The organism is Kitasatospora sp. NBC_00039, from assembly GCF_045160625.1.
Lineage (GTDB): Bacteria > Actinomycetota > Actinomycetes > Streptomycetales > Streptomycetaceae > Kitasatospora.
Genome location: NZ_CP108289.1, coordinates 5,203,490 through 5,223,443 on the forward strand (window position 1 = coordinate 5,203,490; position 19,954 = coordinate 5,223,443).

Below are 19,954 nucleotides of genomic sequence, written 5' to 3' on the forward strand. Positions count from 1 at the left end.
GGGCGAAACATCGAAGGGCGCGCATGGGCGAATGCCCCTGCCGAGCGAAGCGAGGCGGGCGCATGAGCACCGCTGCGGCGCTTCCGGAGGTCCCGCCGGGCAAGGTGAAGGCGTTCCTGCGGCTGGTGATGATCGAGCACTCGGTCTTCGCCCTGCCCTTCGCCTACATCGCCGCGCTGACGGCGATGTTCCTCGCCGACGAGCGGGTGCACTGGGGCGAGCTGTTCATCGTCACGGTCTGCATGGTCGGCCTGCGCACCTTCGCCATGGCCGCCAACCGGATCATCGACCGCGAGATCGACGCCCGGAACCCGCGCACCGCCGGGCGTGAACTGGTCACCGGCGCCGTGTCGGTGAAGACCGCGTACACCGGCTCCGCGATCGCGCTGGTGGTCTTCCTCGGCGCGGCCGCGCTGCTGAACCCGCTCTGCCTCGCGCTGGCGCCGGTCGCCGTCGTCCCGATGGTGGTCTACCCGTACGGCAAGCGGTTCACGGACTTCCCGCAGGCGATCCTGGGCCTCGCCCAGGCCATGGGCCCGGTCGGCGCCTGGCTGGCCGTCACGGGCTCGTGGTCCTGGGACGCGGTCGTCCTGGGCGCGGCGGTGGGCATCTGGATCGGCGGCTTCGACCTGATCTACGCCTGCCAGGACGTCGCCTCCGACCGGGCGGGCGGCGTGCGCTCGGTGCCGGCCCGCTTCGGCATCCCGGCGGCGATCCGGGGCGCCCGCGTCTGCCACGTGCTCACCACGCTGCTGCTCGGCTGGTACGCGGTGCTGACCGACGCCGGGCCCGCGTTCTGGATCGGGCTGGCGGTCGTGGCCGGCGCCTTCGTCTACGAGCACACCATCGTGAAGCCGAACGACCTGTCGAAGCTGAACCGGGCGTTCTTCCAGACGAACGGGTTCGTCGGGATCTCGCTGTTCTTCTTCGCACTGGTCGACCTGGTCGTGCGCGGCCTCGGGATCTGACGTCAGCTCTTCCCGCCCTCGTCGAGCGTGTGCTTGACGAGGGCGTTGGCGTGTCCGTGGCCGAGACCGTGCTCGCTCTTGAGCCAGGCGACCAGCTCCATGTGCCTGGTCAGCGGGGAGGAGCGGATCAGCTCCTGCCAGTGCGAGACCGGCTCGCCGTACTTCTTCTCGATCGACGGGAAGTAGCTTGCGGGGCCCTTGGCGGGTTCGGTGCTCATGGTGGGGGTCTCCTGGTCGTGTGGTGATCCGGATCCGGTGGTTGTCACGCAGTCAGCTTGGCGGTGGTTGCAGTCAGCCAGCCCAGACCGAGGGCGGCCCCGGCGGTGAAAGCCAGGACGGTGGCTCCGGAGCCGGCGAATCCGGCCAGCACGCCGACCGGCACGACGCGGGAGGCGACGGCCCACGTGCGCTCGCCGGCGGCGGCGAAGTGCCGGGCGAGCACCAGGAAGGCGGCGCAGAGGGCGAGGAAGCCGACCGAGCCGCCGATCATGTGGACGGTGCCGTGCGGGCTGAGCTCGGCGACCCGGCCCTCCGGGGCGCCGACCGGGAACCCGGCGCCGGGGTCGGCCTTGAACACGGCGCTGACGAGGAACGACGCGCCGAACACGCCGACCAGGCGAGGGGCCCAGGTGCCGCCGGGGCTGTTGCGCAGGGTCCGGCGGAGGCCGACGGCGCCCGCGATCGTCAGCACGCCGGTGACCAGGAAGCTCGCCACCTGGATGAAGCCGAGACCGCCGAGCGCGAGCTGACTGATGGCGTTGCGGCCGAAGTCGAAGCCCTCACGGGTGAGGCCCTGGGTGATGCCCACGGCCAGGAACAGCGGGCCCGCGGCGGCGCCGGCGGTCAGCAGGGTGCGGGTGCGGGTGGCGGGGGCGCTCAGCACTGCGGTGGTGTTCGTCATGCCCGGTAAGACCGGGAGCGTGAGCGGAACTCATCGGCATGCCCGGCGTGATCCGGGTCACAGGAGGGTCGGGTGGTGGCGCAGAGGGACGAACGTCCCGCCGGGGGACGGTCGTGCGGGCCGGGACGTAGCATCTGCGCATGATCGACGAGACCACTCCAGGCTGGCGGGCCGACCGGATCGGCAGCGCGCTGCGCGGTGAGAACCCCACCGTCATGAGGCGGTTGGACGCCGGGTTCGCCGTCGTCGGCGACGTCCAGTTCCTGCCCGGATACTCGATCCTGCTGACCGACGAACCGGGTGTCGAGCGCCTCTCCGACCTGCCGCGCCCGCGCCGGCTCGCCTACCTCGCCGACATGGACCGCCTCGGCGAGGCCGTCGAACGGGCCTGCCGGGCCGCAGATCCGGCGTTCCGGCGCGTCAACCTGGAGATCCTCGGCAACAAGGACGCCTTCCTGCACGCCCACGTCTGGCCCCGCTTCGACTGGGAGCCCGACCACCTCGTCCGGATGCCGGTCTGGCTCTACCCGCAGGACCACTGGCGCGACCCGCAGTACGCCCTCGGCCCGCAGCACGACGCGATCCGCGCCGCTGTCGGGGCCGCGCTCGACGTGGTGGGCTGACCGGTCCCGCCGGCTGGTATTCCCGCGGGAGCGGGGGGCCACTCGATGGCGTGAAGTTCGCGGCCGGGCATGGAAAGCCGATCCAACCCGTGCCTACGCTGCGGGACATGGACATCGTGATCCCGCTCTTCGATCGCTTCGAGCCGCTCGACGCGATCGGCCCGTACGAGATCCTCGCGTACGTGCCGGGCGCGAAGGTGCGCTTCGTCGCGCCGCAACCGGGCCGGGTCGGCGACGCGTTGGGAGCCCTCACGGTGGACGTTCCCACCCGTTACTCGGAGGTCGACGCCTGCGACGTGCTGCTCGTCCCCGGTGGCAACGGCACCCGGCCGCTCGCCGGTGATCCGGAGTTCCTCGACTGGATCTGCCGCGTGCACGAGACGACCCGGTTCACGACGTCCGTCTGCACCGGCTCCCTCGTCCTCGGTGCCGCCGGGCTGCTCAAGGGGCTCACCGCCACCACCCACTGGGGCGCCGTCGCCGATCTGGAGAGCCACGGCGCCACCTACACCGCCGAGCGGGTCGTCCGGAACGGACGGATCATCACCTCGGCGGGTGTCTCGTCCGGTATCGACATGGCCCTCCGGCTGGCTGCCCTGCTCACCGACGACGTCACCGCCCAGGCCATCCAGCTCTGCACCGAGTACGACCCCCAACCACCGTTCGACACCGGCTCCCCGGCCAAGGCGCCGGCTGCCGTCCGGGAGCGCACCCGCACGCTGGGCTGAGACGTTCAGCCCAGCAGACGGCGCCGGTACCGGACGGCGGGGCCGGCCTAGCCGAGCCGTGGCGCCTCCGGGTGGTAGGCACGCTGCCGTTCGACCGGTGCGTCGCCGAAGTCGCCCTTGCCGTTGACGACCTCGCCCACCCCGACCCGGACGCCCTGGGCCCGGCCGAAGCCCTTGAGCACCCCGCCCCTCCCGTCCGGGTCCGGGTAGCCGTACGGATGGCCGGCGGCCAGGACCACCGAACGGGCCGAGACCTGCCCGAGCACCTGAGCGCCGGAGCCGATCCGGCTGGAGCCCGTCACCTCGGCGCCGCCCCCGAGCCAGGTCTCGTCGCCGAGCTCGATGCTGTCGGTTCCGGCCGCCTTGATCCGTGCACCGCCCTCGCCGATCTCCGACCGCGCGCCGATCACGATGACCCCGCCGCCGGTGGCCGTGATCAGGGTGCCGCCGTGCAGCACGTTCCCCCGCCGGAGGAGGCAGCCGCTGTGTTCGTCGCACTCGATGACCACGCCGGGGTAGAGCACGTTCCCGGGGTGCAGCCGGACCCGCCGCGAGACGATCACCGAGAACGGGTCGAGTACGACGACGCCCTGGTCGGCGAGGTCCATCAGCTCCCCGGGTGTGAGCAGCCCGCGCTCCCGGCGCATCCGCGCCACCCGCTCCTCCAGCGACCCTGCGCCCATGATCATCCGATCATGCTCCCGACTGTGGCACCCTGCTGTAAAGCGGGTGCCCGGCGGGCGGCCGTGCGGGCACGATGCCCGCATGGCACGGTGGGCGAGAACGAGCCGGACCCCGGGAGGAACACGTGATCGGCAAGCTGCAGTGCACCGTCCTCGACTGCCCGGAACCGGCCGTGCTGGCCCGGTTCTACGCGGCGCTGCTGGGCGGCGAGGTCGACCGGCCGGACCGGCGGTGGTCGCTGGACGAGACGTGGTCCACCGTGCACACCGAGGGCGGCCCGGTGTTCTGCTTCCAGGGTGTCGCCGACCACCGGCCGCCGCAGTGGCCCGACCCGGCGCACCCCCAGCAGGTGCATTTGGACATCGACGTGGAGGACCTCGACGGCGCCGAGCGCGAGGTGCTCGCCCTCGGCGCCACCAGGCTGTCCGACGCCGGTGGCTGGCGGGTCTACGCGGACCCGGCCGGCCACCCGTTCTGCCTGATCAGGGCCGGCTGACCGGAAACGTTCGCCGGTGCCCGCGCAGGGCGGGCGGAGTCCTGCCGCGTGTGCTCAGTCCAGCGACAGGACGTCACCGACGCTCAGGCGGCCGGGAGTTGCCACCTCGGCGAGGGCGTCGAGGCGGTTGTCGTGCGCCTGGGCGACGGCCTTGAGGATCTCGGGGGCGCGCGGGAGGCCGGGCTGGGCGGCGGTGGTCATCACACACCGCTCGCTGGAGCGGACGAAGGCCAGCCGGGCGCCGGCGCTGGAGCCGCTGCGGGCCTCGTGGCCGAACCAGTCGTCCTCGACGAACGGCCGGGTGCCGGGCGGGGTGCGCAGCAGGATGTTGGGGCGGAAGCGGCGCTCGTCCACGACGGTGGACGGGCAGGCCGCGCGGACCCAGTCCAGGGTGGCGGTGGTGAGCACGCTGACCGGGAGCTGGTCGAGGTGGGAGACGGCGTCCTCGCGGGCGAGTGCGACGTCCGGGCGCTGGAGGTAGGCGCGCAGGAAGGCGGCCGGGTCGGCGACCGGCCGGCCGAGCGGGTCGAACAGCTCGGGGCCGTCGAGCCGGTGGCCGAGCCGGGAGGAGAGGCGGAGCAGGCCGTCCATCCGGCGGAAGCGCCGGGTGTTCTTGCCGGAGCCGAACTTGCCCGCGCCGTCGCGCACGGCGTACAGGCGGTCGCCGGCCAGGCCGCGCTCGTCCACCTCGACGGAGTCGAGCCGCTCGCCGCCGGTGGACTTCACGGGGTAGCGCCAGAGCTGCTCGATCACTCCGATGATCTCTGCCATGGCGGGAAAGCCTAGCGGCGCCCGCCGGGGATGGTCTAGACCAAGTTCCCCTTTGGTCAAGCCGGTCCGGTCAAGCCGGTGCGGTCGAGCCCGCCCGGTCGAGCCCGACCGCTCACCCCAGCCGGGCCACGGCCCGCACCGGCGCGCCGTCGGCCGCGACCAGCCGCAGCGGGAAGAGCGAGACCTCCACCGGCCGCCCGGCCTGCTGGGCCATGAGCAGCGTCCGCAGGTCGGTCAGGTTCTCGGCGATCACGCCGCCCCCGGACGCGCCGAGCAGCACCCGGTGCGCGGCCAGCGTGGGCTCTGCGGCGGCCGGCCGGTCGTGCTCGTCGGTCAGGTCGGCCAGCAGCGCGGCCACCGCCGGGTCGCCCGGGCCCGGATCGGGGGTGGGGTCGACGCTCAGCGCGTCCACGCCGACCGTCCGCACCCCGGCGGCGACGATCGCCTCGGCCGCCCCGGCGGTCAGGCTGGGGTGGGCGAGGTAGGCGTCGGTGCCCCAGTGCCGGGCCCAGCCGGTGGCCAGCAGCAGGACGGTGCCCTCCGCGGACCGCTCCAGCGCCGGGGCGAGCAGCTCCGGCGTCACCTCCGCACGCGGCTCCAGACCGCGCAGGTCGGCGACGACGGCCGGGCCGGTGAACCGCTCCAGCGGTAGGCCGTCCAGCGTCGGCCAGGTGACGTCCACGTGGTACGGCGCGTCCACATGGGTGCCGGACTGCGAGCCGAGGTGCAGGGCCAGCACGTTCACCCCGGCGGTGGCGGTGGTGAGCGCGGGCTCCAGGACGACGGCCGGATCGCCGGGGTAGACCGGCATCGCGGTGGTCACCTGATGGGTGAGGTCGACGAGGGTCGCTGCCATGCCGCCCATCCTCCCAGGGGTGACGGCGGATGGGGCCGTTGCGGTGGCCTCCGTATAGAAAGGGAGCCATGGGAACAGACAAGCGTCAGCCGTGGGTGGTCGGGGTCTCGGGCGCGTCCGGTACGCCGTACGCGGCCTCCGTGATCCGGGCGCTGATCGCCGCCGGGGAGCCGGTGGACCTGATCGTCAGCCGGGCCGCCCGGCTCACCATCCTGGACGAGACCGGCATCTCGTTCCGTGACGCGCACTGGCGCACCGACCTCGCCGCCTGGCTGGCCACCGACGACGCCCGCTTCGGCCCGGAGCAGCTCGATGACGTCCGCTACTGGCCCGCCGGGGATTTCGCGGCCGGCCCGTCCAGCGGCTCCTACCCGGCCAAGGGCATGCTGGTGGTCCCGGCGACCACCGGCGCGGTGGCCGGGATCGCGCTCGGCCTGAGCAAGGACCTGCTCCAGCGGGTCGCCAGCGTGACCCTCAAGGAGCGCCGCCCGCTGGTGGTCTGCGTCCGAGAGGCGCCACTCAACGGGGTGACGCTGAAGCACCTGGTGGAGCTGGACGCGCAGGGCGCCGTCGTGCTCCCCGCCTCGCCCGGTTTCTACGCGGGCGGCTCCACCGTCCGGGAGCTGGTCGACTTCGTGGCCGGACGGGTGCTGGACGCGGTCGGTGTACCGCACACGCTGTACCGGCGCTGGGAGGGTGAGTTGGGCGCGGCCGCGCGCCACACCGCGCAGCCGGAGTGAGGGGGAGTGAGGAGCCCGGGAGCGGGAGAGTATGTTCTCTGCGATACCCGGGTTGTTCCGCGCATGGCGCCTTTGAATCCGGATAATGATCTGTGGGTCTGGTGAGGTTCGGAAGGACGCGGACGGTATATGGACACGGTGGACAGACAGCTCATCCAGGCGCTCCGGGAGAACGGCCGTGCGTCCTACGCCGAGCTGGGCCGACTGGTGGGCCTCTCCGGCCCGAGCGTCACGGACCGGATCAACCGCCTGGAGCAGGCCGGGGTCATCACCGGCTACCGGGCGACGGTCAACCCGGCCTCGCTCGGCTTCGGTGTCACGGCCCTGATCGGCCTTCAGCTCACCGACGCGGCCGACCACGAGGACGTCGCACACCGGCTGAAGGACCTCGGCGAGGTCGAGGACTGCTGGTTCATCGCCGGTGACGACTCGTACATGCTCAAGGTCCGGGTCTCCGACGTGGAGGGCCTGGAGTCGGTGGTCAAGCGGATCTCCGGGACGAAAGGCGTGGCCCGGACCCGTACGACCGTCGTACTCTCCACGAAGTGGGAGAACCGGGTGAGCGAACTCCCTCTGGCCGAAGGGGAGTAAAACGATGGCACTGGTCGGTCTGGAGGAGCTGCGCGCGGCCCGGCAGCGGATCGCCGGGGTGGCGGTACGGACCCCGCTGGTCCCCGCCCCCTGGGCGGCCCAGGGCGAGCGCCGGCTCTGGCTCAAACCGGAGAACCTCCAGCCGACCGGCGCCTTCAAGACCCGCGGGGCCTACAACCGGCTCGCCGCGCTCACCGGGCAGGAGCGGGCCCGCGGCGTGGTCGCCCAGTCCAGCGGCAACCACGCGCAGGCGGTGGCGTACGCGGCCGGGCTGCTCGGCATCAAGGCCGTGATCGTGATGCCGGACACCTCTCCGGCGGTCAAGGTCGACGCCACCCGCGCGTTCGGCGCCGAGGTGCTCCTGGTCTCGCCGGAGGAGCGCGACACCCTGCCCGGCGAGCTGGCCGAGCGGCACGGCTACGTCTGGGTGCCGCCGTACGATGACCCGTTCATCATTGCGGGCCAGGGCACGGTCGGCCTGGAGATCGCCGAGGACGCCCCGGCCGAGCTGGACACCGTGCTGGTGCCGGTCAGCGGCGGCGGCCTGATCTCCGGCACGGCGGCCGCGCTCAAGCTCACCCGCCCGGGCGTCCGGGTGGTCGGCGTCGAGCCCGAGCTGGCGGCCGACGCCCAGGCCAGCCTCCGGGCCGGTGAGCGGCTCTCCTGGCCGGTCGCCGACACCTACCGGACGATCGCGGACGGGCTGCGCACCCCCTCGGTCGGTGAGCTGCCCTTCGAGCACCTCACCGCCTACGTGGACGACATCGTCACCGTCACCGAGGACGAGATCCGCGCCACCGTGGCCCTGCTGGCCCGCCGTGGCCGGCTGGTGGCCGAGCCCTCCGGCGCGGTCGCCCCGGCCGCGTACTTCCACCGCGCGGCCGAGACCGGCGGCCAGGCGGTGGCGGCGGTGGTCAGCGGCGGCAACATCGAGCCGGCCCTGCTCGCGGAGCTACTGGCGGGCTGAGGTCGCCGCGCCCGGGTCGCGACGGGGCCGCGGGCGCCAGGGGCGTACGCTCGTTCCGGCAACGATTCGAAGTCGGAGGAGGCGGGGCACCGCATGGACGCAGGGCTGAAGCGCGAGCTGGAGGCGAAGGTCTACGCGGGTGAGCGGCTGACCCGGGAGGACGGGATCGCGCTCTACGAGAGCGATGACCTGGCCTGGCTGGGTGGTCTGGCCCACCATGTGCGGACGCGGAAGAACGGCGATGTCGTCCACTTCAACGTGAACCGTCACCTCAACATGACGAACGTGTGCAACGCGTCCTGTGCGTACTGCTCGTTCCAGCGCAAGCCGGGCGAGAAGGATGCGTACACGATGCGCATCGAGGAGGCCGTGCGTCTGGCCAAGGCGATGGAGGTGGACTCCCTGACGGAGCTGCACATCGTCAACGGTCTGCACCCGACCCTGCCGTGGCGTTACTACCCGCGGTCGTTGCGGGAGCTGAAGGCGGCGCTGCCGAACGTCTCGTTGAAGGCGTTCACCGCGACCGAGATCCACTGGTTCGAGAAGATCAGCGGTCTGCCGGCGGACGAGATCCTGGACGAGCTGATCGATGCCGGGCTGGAGTCGCTGACCGGTGGCGGTGCGGAGATCTTCGACTGGGAGGTCCGTCAGCACATCGTGGACCACGACACCCACTGGGAGGACTGGTCGCGGATCCACCGGCTCGCGCACGGCAAGGGCCTCAAGACGCCGTCGACGATGCTGTACGGCCACATCGAGGAGCCCCGGCACCGGGTGGACCACGTGCTGCGGCTGCGGGAGCTGCAGGACGAGACGGGCGGGTTCCAGGTCTTCATCCCGCTGCGCTACCAGCACGACTTCCACGACTCCAAGGACGGCGTCGTGCGGAACAGGCTGATGGCGCGCACCGAGATGGCCACGGGTGCGGAGGCGTTGAAGACCTTCGCGGTCTCCCGGCTGCTCTTCGACAACGTGCCGCACGTCAAGGTGTTCTGGGTGATGCACGGTGTCACGACGGCGCAGCTGGCGTTGAGCCACGGTGCGGACGACATGGACGGCTCGGTGGTCGAGTACAAGATCACCCATGACGCGGACAACTTCGGCACCCCGAACAAGCTCGGCCGGGACGACCTGCTGGGCCTGATCCGGGACGCCGGCTTCCGCCCGGTGGAGCGCAACACCCGCTACGAGGTCATCCGCGAGTACGACGGCCCGGACCTGACGCGCCGGGAGACCCCGCAGGCCATGCGCCTCTGACCGGGCACCGACCGGCGCGGCCCCACGCCGACCAGTGATTTCCCCCGTCTCCCGGGCCGCCGCCCGGCCCGGGAGACGGGCGTTTCCACCCGGGCCGGCCCAGTCTTCACCGGCCCCGCACAGCCCCCGGGTTTCCCAACAGGCCGTTGGTTTGGCAGGATCGGCCGCATGTCCGGTTCCCATCGCGCCACCACGTACCCGCCGTACGAGCCGATGCACGAACCGGCGTACCAGCCGGGGTACGAGGTGCCGCAGCAGTCCTACGGGGTCTACGAGCAGCCGTCCTACCCGGAGTACGGCACGGCGCAGCCGTACACGGCCGACGGGAACCAGCCGCCCTACGGGTACGAGAACCAGCAGGCCCCGCAGAGCTACCAGGGCCAGGCCGCTTACGAGGGCTACGGCAGCCACGGCGCCTATGACGCCTATGACGCCTACGACCAGCCCTTCCACTCGTACCCCGCCGACCCCGCCGAGACCGAGCGGGCGTACTGGTCGGAGCCCGGACCGTCGTACGCCGCCGAGCCGGCGCCGGACCTCGCGCCCGGGCTCGACCCCGAGCCGGTGGTCGTGGCCTCGGCCGCGGCGCCCGCGGAAGCGGCTCCGGTCGGCGGCCGGGCGGCCGCCCGCGGCCACCGCCGCAAGCCCAAGCCGAAGAAGCGCACCGGCAAGGCCGTGACCGCCGGTACCGCGCTGCTGCTCGCGGCAGCCGCCGGCTGGTACACCGTCGGCCAGGACTCCGCCAAGCCCGGCGTCACCACCGCCGACGGCCCCGGCCCGGATGGCGTCTCCACCCCGGACCAGCCGTCCCCGGCCGCCGGTGCCCAGGCCGCCCCCGCGGCCCAGGCCGTCGACGACCGGCACACCGGGGAGCCCGCCGCCGGTCGCAGCGAGGCCCGGCCGGACGGTTCGGTGGCCTCGATACCGGGGCTCGGCGCCGCCTTCACCGCCCGGATACCCGCCGAGACCACCCAGGTGGTGCTCGCCTCCGGCCAGGACAAGAACGCCAACAAGAACACCGTCACCCTCTGGACCCGCACCCCCGAGGGCCGGTGGCTGGCCGGCGAGACCTGGCAGGGCCACAACGGCAACAACGGCTGGACCACCGACCACAACGAGGGCGACCTGCGCAGCCCGATCGGGGTCTTCTCGCTCACCGACGCCGGCGGCCGCAAGGCCGACCCGGGCAGCAAGCTCCCGTACGACAAGGACCCGAGCTTCGTGGTCTCCGGGACGGGCTTCTTCGGCGACCAGCTGGCCGGCTCCTTCGACTACGTGGTCGCGATCAACTACAACCGGGTGCCCGGCAACTCGCCGCTCGACCCGCGCCGCCCCAACGGCTCCTCCAAGGGCGGCGGGATCTGGATCCATGTCGACCACGACGGCCCGACGCACGGCTGCGTCTCCGTCCCCGAGGACAAGATGGCCCTGCTGATCCGGACCCTCGATCCGGCCGCCCACCCGGTGATCGTGATGGGCGACGCGGCCTCGCTGGCCGCCTGAGGGCGCACCCGTCCGGGGTGGTGGGCCCAGGCGCCGCAACGGCCCTTGTGGGCCTCCTACAGCTTCCGGGCGCGGATCCTGTAGCCGGTCGCGCCCCGCAGACCAGTGGGTAACCGGGTTGAGTGGCTGTATGAGCGGTTCGCGCATTGTGGCACTCGGCCACTACCAGCCCCCGAAGGTCCTCACCAACGACGACCTGGCGGTGCTGGTCGACACCGACGACGAGTGGATCCGCAGCCGGGTGGGGATCCGGACCCGCCACATCGCGGAGGGCGAGACCCTGGTGGACCTCGCCACCGAGGCGGCCCAGAAGGCGCTGGCGAAGAGCGGCCGCACGGCCGCCGACATCGACCTCGTCGTGGTCGCCACCTGCACCGCGGTCGAGCGCAGCCCCAACACGGCCGCCGCCGTCGCCGCCCGCCTCGGCGTGACGGCGCCCGCCGCCTACGACATCAACACGGTCTGCTCGGGCTTCTCGTACGCGCTGGCCACCGCGGACCACGCGATCCGGGCCGGTGCGGCCCGCACCGCCCTGGTGATCGGCGCGGAGCGGATGTCGGACACCCTCGACTGGACCGACCGGACCACCTGCGTGATCTTCGGCGACGGTGCCGGCGCCGCGGTGGTGGAGGCCCAGGAGGACGGCGCCGAGCCGGGCATCGGCCCGGTGGTCTGGGGCTCGGAGCCGGAGAAGGGCGACGCCGTGGTGATCACCGGCTGGGACCCGGTGATCAGCCAGCAGGGCCAGTCGGTGTTCCGCTGGGCCACCACCCAGATCGCCCCGCTGGCCCGGCAGGCCTGCGAGAAGGCCGGGATCGACCCGTCGGAGCTCAAGGGCTTCGTGCCGCACCAGGCCAACCTGCGGATCATCGACTCGATCGCGGCCAAGCTGGGTGCCCCCGACGCGGTGGTCGCCCGGGACGTGGTGGAGTCCGGCAACACCTCGGCCGCCTCCATCCCGCTGGCCTTCTCCAAGCTGGTCGAGCGCGGCGAGCTGTCGCCCGGCGACCCGGTGCTGCTGTTCGGTTTCGGCGGCGGCCTGGCGTACGCCGGTCAGGTCGTCCGCTGCCCCTGAGCGGCCTCTCCCCGGAACGGCGCCCCGAAGCCCCGAGTGGGCCTTCAGCGGCCCCTGAGGGGCCCCTGGGCGGCGCCTGAGCGGTCCCTGGGCGTCGCCTGGGCGTCACCGGTCGTCCTCAACCCGCCTGAGCCGTCCTGAACCCGTCCTGAATCCGTCCGGTAGCGACCGGAAAAGAACAATGCCGGTGGGCGGGCACCCCGCAGTGGGTGCCCGCCCACCGGCATGTCTGGCGCGCTGCGGACCGCCGGCAGACCTCCCCCGAGGACACGGCCGCCGTCCGTCGTTCCCCGGACAGGAGGCCGGGGTTGCGCGCGGAGCGGATGGGTGGGTTGGCGGATCGGTCTACTTGGGCGGCTTCTTGCCGGTGACACCCAGGTACACCAGGGGAGCGAGGTTGGGCTTGAGGTCCTTGACCTTGACGCCCCAGGAGGTGAAGGCCTTCTGGTGCTCGGCCGCCGAAGCGAGCAGCGAGACCAGAGAGCCGGCGACGGCTGCCGGGTCGAGCGACTTGTCGGCCTGGCCCTTCGCCTGGAGTTCCTTGACGGCATCCGTAAGTGGCTTGGCGACTGCGTTGAGGACCGTCATGCGGATCTTGAAGAACCGCTTGTCCCCTTCGGCAGCACCGAGCGTGACCACTCGGAGAATGGCGTCGTTCTTGCGCCAGAAGGCGAGGAATCCGTCGACCAGTTCTTCCGAAGTGGCCGTGCCGGACTTCCCTGCCCAGGACTTTCCGGCCACCAGCTCTTTGAGCGTGTCGGAGTCCTTGGCCATTTCCTCGGCGATTTCGAGGACAGCGCCCTCGACATCCGGGAAGTACTGGTAGAAGGTCGCGGGGGAGGTACCCGCCATACGGGCGACGTCGATGACCTTGACGTCCCGATAGGGCGACGTGCTGAGCATCTCGCGGAGGCAGTCGAGCAGCTTCTGCCGCGTCTCCTGTCCGCGTCGCCCGGCGACGCGACCGTCGACGGTGCGAACTTGTCCTGTCATGCCGTCAGCTTACCGTGGCTCGATCTTGGCGCGATTCGGTGATGTGACAATTACTCCGCCCGGGGGTTGGTATAGGGGTGTGAACCAGTTCGGACGGATATTCACCGTGCTCCGGTCAAGCCCCCCCGTGTGCTTATGACCTCACAGCGTGACGGCCCCTCCGCTGAGGGGTGATCCGGTGACAGAGCGTGACGCTCTCCGGTTGGGTGCGGACCCGGCCGCGGTGGGTCCGGGCGGGCCGGATGCAAGCCGCCGCCGGAGCGGACGTCAGAATCCGGCCGTTCCGGCGGCACTGACCGGACGGCGACCGCGACGGGCCCCCGGGGAGCCTCTGGGCGGGGGAGGTTGGAGATGGGCCGGGCGGCATTGGAGAATCGGGTCCGGCACCCCGTGGTGGGTGCGGAAAACGGGGAGGTGGCAGCGGAGTGGACCAGCTGACGGCGCACGATCCGAGGCGGATCGGGCCCTTCGAGGTGCTGGGGCGGCTCGGCGCGGGCGGGATGGGCCTGGTCTACCTGGCGCGTTCCGCGTCCGGCCGGCGAGTGGCCATCAAGACCGTCCGGGGGGAGCTGGCCGAGGACGAGCTGTTCCGGGTCCGTTTCGCCCGGGAGATCGCGGCCGCCAAGACGGTCGGCGGTTTCTACACCGCGGCCGTGGTGGACGCCGACGCCGACGCCCGGGTGCCCTGGCTGGCCACCGCGTACGTCCCGGCGCCGTCCCTGGAGGACCTGGTCACCGAGTGCGGGCCGCTGCCGGCGGGGGCGGTGCGCTGGCTGGTGGCGGGCATCGCCGAGGCGCTGCAGTCGATCCACGCCGCCGGGCTGGTCCACCGCGACCTCAAGCCCTCCAACGTGCTGGTGGTCGAGGACGGCCCGCGGGTGATCGACTTCGGCATCGCGGCCGGGGTCTCCAGCACCCGGCTCACCATGACCAACGTCGCGGTCGGCACCCCGGCGTACATGTCTCCCGAGCAGGCCCGCGACAGCCGCAGCGTCTCCGGCGCCAGCGACGTCTTCTCGCTCGGCTCGCTGCTGGTCTTCTGCGCCACCGGCCACCCGCCGTACCGGGGTGCCAACCCGGTCGAGACGGTGTTCCAGCTGCTGCGCGAGCAGCCCGACCTCTCCGGCCTGCCGGCCGAGCTGGTGGACCTGGTCCGCGCCTGCATGCGGCCGTCCCCCGAGCACCGGCCGTCGCCGGCGCAGATCCAGGCCGAGCTGGCCCCGCACCTGTTCTCCCGGGACGACGCCTCCGGCGAGGCCGGGGACTGGCTGCCGCCCAACGCGCTGGAGCTGATCGAGCGCAAGCGCGGCCGCCGTCAGCCCCCGCCCGCCCCGGTAGCCCCTGCGCCGCCGCAGCCGGTGCCCCCGCAGCCGGTGCAGCCCCAGCCCGTTCTGCAGCAGGCGCCGGTACCGCCGCAGCGGCCGAACCGGGACGACCCGCGCACCCGGCACCCCGTCGGGCACCACGCCCCGCCCAGCACCGGGCCGGTGCACGCCGCACCGGCGCTCCCGGGGCCGGACACCGAGGCCGCCACCGAGAAGCTCGCCGCCCCCCGCCGCCACCGCGCCCCGGTCGCCGGGGAGAGCGCCGCCGAGGTGCGGCTGCCCAACGCCTCGGTGCGGATAGGCCCGGGGCCCAGGGCCGAGCAGGCCGGGCCGGGCTCCGCGCCTGCCGAGACCGACTGGGTCCGCCGGGCCACGCCGCCGCCGGTGCGGGCCGCCCGCTGGCGCCCCTGGCGGTTCCGGATGTCCAACGACGTCTGGGGCACCCCGGTGATCGCCGACGGCACCCTCTTCGTCTCCAGCTTCGAGGTGCACGCCCTCGACATCGCCTCCGGCCAGCGCCGCTACAAGACCCGCGACGTCGCCTGGGCGCTCGCCGTCGACGCCGGCCGGGTGCACGCCGCCGACGGCCCGCACCTCTACACCGTCGACGTCGCGGACGGCACGGAGCGCTGGCGCAGCTCGCTGGACGGCTGGGTCTACTCGCTGGACGCCGCCGACGGCGTGCTCTGCTGCGGCGTCCGGGGCGGCGGGGTGCAGCTGCGCTCGGCGGCCGGCGGCGCCGAGCTGTGGCGCGCCGACGACGCCCAGCAGGACTACGAGAACCCGCAGTCCGGCCCGGCCCTGGTGGGCGGCGCCGCGTACTACTACGGCGGCGGGCGGCTGCGCTGCGTAGACCCGCGCGGGGCGGGCCTGCGGTGGTCCTTCCCGGTCGGCGAGGACGTGCCGTCGCGCCCGGCCGAGCGGGCCGGGGTGCTGTACGTGACGGCCGGCACCCGGGTGTACGCGCTGGACGCGGCGAGCGGTGCCGAACGCTGGCGCTTCGAGGCGCCCGTCGTGCTCTTCACCCCGCCCGCGCTGGACGCCGACGCGGTGTACGTCGCCGACTACCTCGGCACGGTGTACGCGCTGGACGCGGCCACCGGCCGGGACCGCTGGCGCGGCGTCACCGGTAACCGGCAGGGGGCCGAGCCGGTGGTGGTCGGGGACGGCATGGTGCTGGTCGGCAGCGGCGAGGTGCTGTACGCCTTCGAGTCGGCCACCGGCCGGGAGCGGTGGCGGTACACCGCGAGGGGCGAGATCGTCGGCTCCCCGGCGGTCGCCGACGGCCTGGTCCACCTGGGCAGCCGGGACCAGTCGCTGCACACCCTGGACCTGGCGACCGGTCAGCTGCGCTGGGAGCTCGGCACCAAGGGCGAGCTGACCGGCTCGCCGGTGGCGGTCGGCGGGAAGGTCTTCGTCGGCAGCAAGGACCGCTGCGTCTACGCGCTGGACGCCTACTACGGCACGGCGGTGCCCTCGCACTGACCGGGGGAGACGGCAGGGGCGGGGGTCGGCCGACGGCCCCCGCCCCTGCGCGTCGGCTCCGCTACTTCCGGCGGGCCTCCGGGTGGCGGCTGCACCAGCCCTCCCAAGCCGAGGCCACCATCTCCTCGACGCCGTGACGGGCGGTCCAGCCCAGCTCCCGGCGGATCAGCTCGGCGGAGGCCACCACCCGGGCGGGGTCGCCGGCGCGGCGCGGGGTGACCTCGCCGGTGGCGTCGTACCCGGTCACCTTGCCGATCACGTCCAGCATCTCCTTGACGCTGACGCCCTCGCCGCGGCCGATGTTGAGGATCAGCGCGGTCTCGCCGGCCGGGTCGGCCGCCAGCCGCTTCGCGGCCGCCACGTGGGCGGAGGCGATGTCGGAGACGTGGATGAAGTCGCGCACGCAGGTGCCGTCGGGGGTCGGGTAGTCGGCGCCGAAGATCCGCGGGGCCTGGCCGGCGGTGAGCCGCTCGAAGACCATCGGGATCAGGTTGAACACGCCCGCGTCGGACAGCTCCGGCGAGGCCGCGCCGGCCACGTTGAAGTAGCGCAGCGACACGGTGGAGATGCCGTGGGCCTTGCCGGCCGCCGAGACCAGCCACTCGCCGGCCAGCTTGGTCTCGCCGTACGGGCTCATCGGGTCGCAGGGGGTGGACTCGGTGACCAGGTCGACGTCCGGCATGCCGTAGACGGCGGCGGAGGAGGAGAACAGGAAGCGCTTCACGCCACCCTCGGCGGCCGCCTCCAGCACGGTCTGCAGACCGATCATGTTCTCGCGGTAGTAGAAGAAGGGCTGCTCGACCGACTCGCCGACCTGCTTCTTCGCCGCGAAGTGCAGGATGCCCTCGACCGCGTGCTCGCGGATCGCCTCGTCCAGCACGGCGCGGTCCAGCGTGGACCCCTCGATCAGGGCCACGCCCTGCGGCAGCCGGGTGCGGTCACCGGTGCTGAGGTCGTCCAGGACGGCGACCCGCTCGCCCGCGTCGAGGAGCTGCTGCACCACGTGCCCGCCGATGTATCCGGCACCGCCGGTGATCAACCAAGTCATGGCCCGCATCCTAGGCGGTCGAGCTTTCGGGCCGGCGCCGGGCGAGTCGGTGGGGCCATTCGGGCATACCGGTGAAATGCTGACAAAGATCTCTGTCTGGTGAGGGAATCGGAGGCGGCCATCGTGAACCGCAAGAAGGAGCCCACCCGCCCTCTCCCGGCCGGGCCGCGCCCCACCGGGCCCAAGGCGTTCGGCGGGCGGCCGGCGGTGCCCGGGGCGGTCGCCGTGGTGGCCGCGCTGGCGGTGGCCGGGTGCAGCAGCGGAGGGTCCTCCTCCTCGTCGTCCACCTCCGCGACCACGGGCGCCTCCGCGTCCGCCCCCACCCAGCCGGCGAGCGGCAACCAGCTCCAGGACACGTACCAGAAGGTGATCGCCGACGTGCTGCCCTCGGTGGTGCAGATCACCACCGCGACCGGCCTCGGCTCCGGGATCGTCTACGACAACAAGGGCGACATCGTCACCAACGCCCACGTGGTCGGCACCGCCACCACCTTCACCGTGACCCTGGCCAACAGCACCAAGCCGCTGGACGCCACCCTGGTCGGCAGCTACCCGGACTCCGACCTCGCGGTGATCAAGCTGACCAGCCTGACGGGCGGCCTCCGGCCGGCCGTCTTCGGGGACTCCACCAAGGTCCAGCTGGGCCAGATCACGCTCGCCATGGGCAGCCCGCTCGGGCTCTCCGGCAGTGTCACCGAGGGCATCGTCTCGGCCACCGGCAGGACCGTCGCCGAGCCGACGGGCGGCGGCTCGCCGGGAGCCACCATCGGCAACATGGTGCAGACCTCGGCGGCGATCAACCCGGGCAACAGCGGCGGCGCGCTCGTCAACCTGAACAGCCAGGTGATCGGCATCAACACGCTCGCCGCGACCGAGCCGGAGACCAACGGAGCCGCGGCGCCCGGCATCGGCTTCGCCATCCCGGCGTCCACCATCACCAACATCGCGGACCAGCTGATCAAGGACGGCAAGGTCACCAACTCCGGCCGGGCCGCGCTCGGGATCACCGCCCGCACGTACTTCGACCAGAACTTCCACCCGGCCGGGGCCGTCATCGTGGCCGTCAGCCCGGGCGGCGCGGCCGACGCGGCGGGGATGCAGGCCGGCGACGTGATCACCAAGGTCGGTGACACCCCGGTCGACTCGCTGAACTCGCTCACCACCGCGCTGGCCTCGCTCACCCCGGGCAGCAAGGTGACCGTCAGCTACACCCGGGACGGCCAGGACAGGACCGCCGAGGTCACCCTCGGCACCCTGGCAACCCCCTAGACCACCGGCGCCGGCCGCCCGCACACCGCGCAAGGGTCGGCGGGCGGCCGGCGCACGGGTGCGGCCGGGACCACGTCGACTGCCTCGACGTGGTCCCGGCCGGTTGCCGTCCGGGGGTCCGGTTTCGGGCGGACGATCAGCGGCGGGCGGCGCGGGTGTGCCAGGGGAGCTCGATCGTGACGGTGGTCGGGCCGCCGTGCGGGCTCTCCACCAGGAACACCCCGTCCACCGCCCGGATCCGCTCGGCCAGCCCGCCCAGGCCGCTGCCCGGGTAGGGAGCCGCGCCGCCCTTGCCGTCGTCCTGGACCAGCACCATCAGCTGGTCGCCGGCGCGCCAGACGTCCACCGTGGCGGAGCTTGCGCCGGAGTGCTTGGAGACGTTGGTCAGCAGCTCGCTGACCGTGAAGTAGGCGATGCCCTCGACCGCCGAGTCCGGGCGCTCCACCGTGCCGTCCGCGGCCTTCAGCTCGACGTTCACCTTGACCCCGCCCGGCACGGTGCAGCGGGCGGCCACCGCGGAGAGCGCCGCGTCCAGGCCGCGGTCGGTGAGCACCGCCGGGTGGATGCCGCGGGCCAGGTCGCGCAGCTCCTGGAGGGCGAGCTTCACCTCGCCGTGCGCGTTGTCGACCATCCTGGCGGCGGCGGCCACGTCGTCCGGCGTCTCCGTCTCCCGAAGCCGCTCCTTGGCCAGGCCGAGGTCCATCGCCAGCGCCACCAGCCGGGCCTGGGCTCCGTCGTGCAGGTCGCGCTCGATCCGGCGCAGGTCGGCGGCGGCGGTGTCGACCACCGTGCCGCGGTCGTCCTCCAGCTCGCGCACCCGCTCGGAGAGCACGCCGGGGGAGAGCAGGACCTCCACCAGCATCCGGTCGACCGCCGACTCGAAGCGGACCACCCAGGGCAGCGCCGGCCAGCCGATGATCACGCAGATCAGGGTCACGGCGAAGCTCAGCAGGCCCCAGGGCAGCAACAGCACGTAGTAGAGGACCGAGCGCCAGCTTAGCGCGTCCGTGAGGTGGGCGATCGCGTAGCCGGTGATCCCCGGGCGGGGCCGGCGCACCGGCTCCGGGTCGCGCAGCTCGGAGCCGTGCACCGAGCGGGCCCGGCGGCGGGCGAAGCCGCCCATGCCCCGGCAGCCGGCCAGCCCGGCGGCCAGCAGCGGCAGGCCGATCACGGTGACGGAGAGCGCGAGGCCGACGCAGAGCGTCGTGACGGTGAAGACGAACCCCGCGATGCCCAGCGGCAGGTTGAGCATCAGCTGCCCGGCCTGCCGCCACATCCGCGCGCCGTACAGCGGGGCGCGTTCCATGCGCGCGTCCTGCCCCTTGATGGCGTCCGCGGCGCGGCGGTGCAGTGGTTTCATCCGGATCTACCGTCCCTGTCGGTCGAGCTGATGATCCAAGCTTCCCCGGAAAGGGACCGCTGGGGCCATGGGGGTGATACGTCTCCCCGGGCGGGGGTTATCCCCACCCCCGCCGGCGGGCCCCGCCGGCGGGGCCCGGGAGGCGGTCCGGGGCCGGCGCGGGACGTCCCGGCGTCCGCGGGCCGGCCGCCGGTTGTCTTGCGGATCGGGCAGGGTGCGGTGCTCCACGGCCGTGCACTTAGACTCACGCATTGGCGATGGTTATGACCGTGTAAAGAAACGTCGTAGAACTGCCTTGTGGGGCGGTTTCACGG

General features: G+C 72.9%; 20 protein-coding genes. 12 read left to right on the forward strand and 8 right to left on the reverse strand.

Features of this window, described 5'->3' with window-relative positions; genetic code table 11:
• The first annotated feature begins 62 nt into the window (after window positions 1–62).
• Window positions 63–968, forward strand: coding sequence for a menaquinone biosynthesis prenyltransferase MqnP (gene mqnP, locus OG286_RS23110; protein ID WP_396326120.1), 906 nt, complete (start codon window positions 63–65; stop codon window positions 966–968).
• Window positions 969–970: 2 nt separating this feature from the next.
• Here the strand turns inward: mqnP and OG286_RS23115 are convergent, their stop codons facing one another.
• Both OG286_RS23115 and OG286_RS23120 read right to left on the reverse strand, forming a co-directional pair.
• Entirely contained in the window at window positions 971–1,186 is a 216-nt protein-coding gene (locus tag OG286_RS23115; protein WP_405360209.1) for a DUF4287 domain-containing protein, read from the reverse strand.
• Window positions 1,187–1,230: 44 nt separating this feature from the next.
• Window positions 1,231–1,869 (reverse strand): DUF998 domain-containing protein, encoded by a 639-nt coding sequence (locus OG286_RS23120; RefSeq protein WP_405360207.1) that lies wholly within the window; start codon window positions 1,867–1,869, stop codon window positions 1,231–1,233.
• Between the two features lie 140 nt (window positions 1,870–2,009).
• On the opposite strand from OG286_RS23120, the gene OG286_RS23125 reads away from it, so the two are divergent.
• On the forward strand, window positions 2,010–2,492 hold the full coding sequence (locus OG286_RS23125; protein ID WP_396326117.1) for a diadenosine tetraphosphate hydrolase: 483 nt from the start codon (window positions 2,010–2,012) through the stop codon (window positions 2,490–2,492).
• Between the two features lie 107 nt (window positions 2,493–2,599).
• On the forward strand, window positions 2,600–3,220 hold the full coding sequence (locus OG286_RS23130; RefSeq protein WP_396326116.1) for a DJ-1/PfpI family protein: 621 nt from the start codon (window positions 2,600–2,602) through the stop codon (window positions 3,218–3,220).
• Window positions 3,221–3,267: 47 nt separating this feature from the next.
• Here OG286_RS23130 and OG286_RS23135 read toward each other — a convergent pair whose 3' ends face one another.
• Window positions 3,268–3,909: a hypothetical protein gene (locus OG286_RS23135; protein ID WP_405365759.1), complete on the reverse strand. Its 642-nt coding sequence runs from the start codon at window positions 3,907–3,909 to the stop codon at window positions 3,268–3,270.
• Between the two features lie 119 nt (window positions 3,910–4,028).
• Between OG286_RS23135 and OG286_RS23140 the strand changes: the two genes are divergently transcribed.
• On the forward strand, window positions 4,029–4,400 hold the full coding sequence (locus tag OG286_RS23140; protein ID WP_396326114.1) for a VOC family protein: 372 nt from the start codon (window positions 4,029–4,031) through the stop codon (window positions 4,398–4,400).
• A 54-nt stretch (window positions 4,401–4,454) separates the two neighbouring features.
• Here the strand turns inward: OG286_RS23140 and OG286_RS23145 are convergent, their stop codons facing one another.
• Both OG286_RS23145 and OG286_RS23150 read right to left on the reverse strand, forming a co-directional pair.
• A complete protein-coding gene (locus tag OG286_RS23145) occupies window positions 4,455–5,171 on the reverse strand; it encodes an MOSC domain-containing protein (RefSeq protein ID WP_396326113.1) in 717 nt (238 codons plus the stop codon).
• A 112-nt stretch (window positions 5,172–5,283) separates the two neighbouring features.
• Window positions 5,284–6,027 carry a cyclase family protein gene (locus OG286_RS23150; RefSeq protein WP_396326112.1) on the reverse strand — a complete coding sequence of 248 codons (744 nt, stop codon included), beginning with the start codon at window positions 6,025–6,027 and terminating at the stop codon, window positions 5,284–5,286.
• A 68-nt stretch (window positions 6,028–6,095) separates the two neighbouring features.
• On the opposite strand from OG286_RS23150, the gene OG286_RS23155 reads away from it, so the two are divergent.
• The 6 genes from OG286_RS23155 (at window position 6,096) to OG286_RS23180 (ending at window position 12,160) form a co-directional block, all read left to right on the forward strand.
• Entirely contained in the window at window positions 6,096–6,767 is a 672-nt protein-coding gene (locus OG286_RS23155; RefSeq protein ID WP_396326111.1) for a UbiX family flavin prenyltransferase, read from the forward strand.
• Between the two features lie 129 nt (window positions 6,768–6,896).
• Entirely contained in the window at window positions 6,897–7,358 is a 462-nt protein-coding gene (locus OG286_RS23160) for an Lrp/AsnC family transcriptional regulator (protein WP_209417486.1), read from the forward strand.
• Window positions 7,359–7,362: 4 nt separating this feature from the next.
• Window positions 7,363–8,325 carry a threonine/serine dehydratase gene (locus OG286_RS23165; protein WP_396326110.1) on the forward strand — a complete coding sequence of 321 codons (963 nt, stop codon included), beginning with the start codon at window positions 7,363–7,365 and terminating at the stop codon, window positions 8,323–8,325.
• 93 nt (window positions 8,326–8,418) lie between these two features.
• On the forward strand, window positions 8,419–9,582 hold the full coding sequence (mqnE, locus tag OG286_RS23170; RefSeq protein WP_405359729.1) for an aminofutalosine synthase MqnE: 1,164 nt from the start codon (window positions 8,419–8,421) through the stop codon (window positions 9,580–9,582).
• Window positions 9,583–9,750: 168 nt separating this feature from the next.
• Window positions 9,751–11,085 (forward strand): L,D-transpeptidase family protein, encoded by a 1,335-nt coding sequence (locus OG286_RS23175; protein WP_405365760.1) that lies wholly within the window; start codon window positions 9,751–9,753, stop codon window positions 11,083–11,085.
• 130 nt (window positions 11,086–11,215) lie between these two features.
• Window positions 11,216–12,160, forward strand: coding sequence for a beta-ketoacyl-ACP synthase III (locus tag OG286_RS23180; RefSeq protein ID WP_396321535.1), 945 nt, complete (start codon window positions 11,216–11,218; stop codon window positions 12,158–12,160).
• A 345-nt stretch (window positions 12,161–12,505) separates the two neighbouring features.
• Here OG286_RS23180 and OG286_RS23185 read toward each other — a convergent pair whose 3' ends face one another.
• The gene (locus tag OG286_RS23185) at window positions 12,506–13,153 is read right to left on the reverse strand and encodes a TetR family transcriptional regulator (RefSeq protein WP_380313970.1); all 648 of its coding nucleotides are present in this window, start codon (window positions 13,151–13,153) and stop codon (window positions 12,506–12,508) included.
• 425 nt (window positions 13,154–13,578) lie between these two features.
• On the opposite strand from OG286_RS23185, the gene OG286_RS23190 reads away from it, so the two are divergent.
• Window positions 13,579–15,963: a PQQ-binding-like beta-propeller repeat protein gene (locus tag OG286_RS23190; protein WP_396321534.1), complete on the forward strand. Its 2,385-nt coding sequence runs from the start codon at window positions 13,579–13,581 to the stop codon at window positions 15,961–15,963.
• Between the two features lie 61 nt (window positions 15,964–16,024).
• Here the strand turns inward: OG286_RS23190 and galE are convergent, their stop codons facing one another.
• Window positions 16,025–17,011, reverse strand: a complete 987-nt coding sequence (gene galE, locus OG286_RS23195) for a UDP-glucose 4-epimerase GalE (RefSeq protein WP_396321533.1) — start codon at window positions 17,009–17,011, stop codon at window positions 16,025–16,027.
• Window positions 17,012–17,218: 207 nt separating this feature from the next.
• On the opposite strand from galE, the gene OG286_RS23200 reads away from it, so the two are divergent.
• Window positions 17,219–18,280 carry a S1C family serine protease gene (locus OG286_RS23200; RefSeq protein WP_396321554.1) on the forward strand — a complete coding sequence of 354 codons (1,062 nt, stop codon included), beginning with the start codon at window positions 17,219–17,221 and terminating at the stop codon, window positions 18,278–18,280.
• A 136-nt stretch (window positions 18,281–18,416) separates the two neighbouring features.
• Here OG286_RS23200 and OG286_RS23205 read toward each other — a convergent pair whose 3' ends face one another.
• Window positions 18,417–19,586, reverse strand: a complete 1,170-nt coding sequence (locus OG286_RS23205) for a sensor histidine kinase (protein ID WP_396321553.1) — start codon at window positions 19,584–19,586, stop codon at window positions 18,417–18,419.
• Window positions 19,587–19,954 lie beyond the last annotated feature (368 nt).

Excerpts from the sequence above, each read along its gene's own strand:
- OG286_RS23175 (WP_405365760.1), top strand. The coding sequence starts at position 9,751 with ATGTCCGGTTCCCATCGCGCCACCACGTACCCGCCGTACGAGCCGATG.
- OG286_RS23160 (WP_209417486.1), top strand. The coding sequence starts at position 6,897 with ATGGACACGGTGGACAGACAGCTCATCCAGGCGCTCCGGGAGAACGGC.
- mqnE (WP_405359729.1), top strand. The coding sequence starts at position 8,419 with ATGGACGCAGGGCTGAAGCGCGAGCTGGAGGCGAAGGTCTACGCGGGT.
- mqnP (WP_396326120.1), top strand. The coding sequence starts at position 63 with ATGAGCACCGCTGCGGCGCTTCCGGAGGTCCCGCCGGGCAAGGTGAAG.
- OG286_RS23165 (WP_396326110.1), top strand. The coding sequence starts at position 7,363 with ATGGCACTGGTCGGTCTGGAGGAGCTGCGCGCGGCCCGGCAGCGGATC.
- OG286_RS23130 (WP_396326116.1), top strand. The coding sequence starts at position 2,600 with ATGGACATCGTGATCCCGCTCTTCGATCGCTTCGAGCCGCTCGACGCG.
- OG286_RS23135 (WP_405365759.1), bottom strand. The coding sequence starts at position 3,909 with ATGATCATGGGCGCAGGGTCGCTGGAGGAGCGGGTGGCGCGGATGCGC.
- OG286_RS23125 (WP_396326117.1), top strand. The coding sequence starts at position 2,010 with ATGATCGACGAGACCACTCCAGGCTGGCGGGCCGACCGGATCGGCAGC.
- galE (WP_396321533.1), bottom strand. The coding sequence starts at position 17,011 with ATGACTTGGTTGATCACCGGCGGTGCCGGATACATCGGCGGGCACGTG.
- OG286_RS23120 (WP_405360207.1), bottom strand. The coding sequence starts at position 1,869 with ATGACGAACACCACCGCAGTGCTGAGCGCCCCCGCCACCCGCACCCGC.
- OG286_RS23205 (WP_396321553.1), bottom strand. The coding sequence starts at position 19,586 with ATGGAACGCGCCCCGCTGTACGGCGCGCGGATGTGGCGGCAGGCCGGG.
- OG286_RS23115 (WP_405360209.1), bottom strand. The coding sequence starts at position 1,186 with ATGAGCACCGAACCCGCCAAGGGCCCCGCAAGCTACTTCCCGTCGATC.
- OG286_RS23185 (WP_380313970.1), bottom strand. The coding sequence starts at position 13,153 with ATGACAGGACAAGTTCGCACCGTCGACGGTCGCGTCGCCGGGCGACGC.
- OG286_RS23180 (WP_396321535.1), top strand. The coding sequence starts at position 11,216 with ATGAGCGGTTCGCGCATTGTGGCACTCGGCCACTACCAGCCCCCGAAG.
- OG286_RS23145 (WP_396326113.1), bottom strand. The coding sequence starts at position 5,171 with ATGGCAGAGATCATCGGAGTGATCGAGCAGCTCTGGCGCTACCCCGTG.
- OG286_RS23155 (WP_396326111.1), top strand. The coding sequence starts at position 6,096 with ATGGGAACAGACAAGCGTCAGCCGTGGGTGGTCGGGGTCTCGGGCGCG.
- OG286_RS23150 (WP_396326112.1), bottom strand. The coding sequence starts at position 6,027 with ATGGCAGCGACCCTCGTCGACCTCACCCATCAGGTGACCACCGCGATG.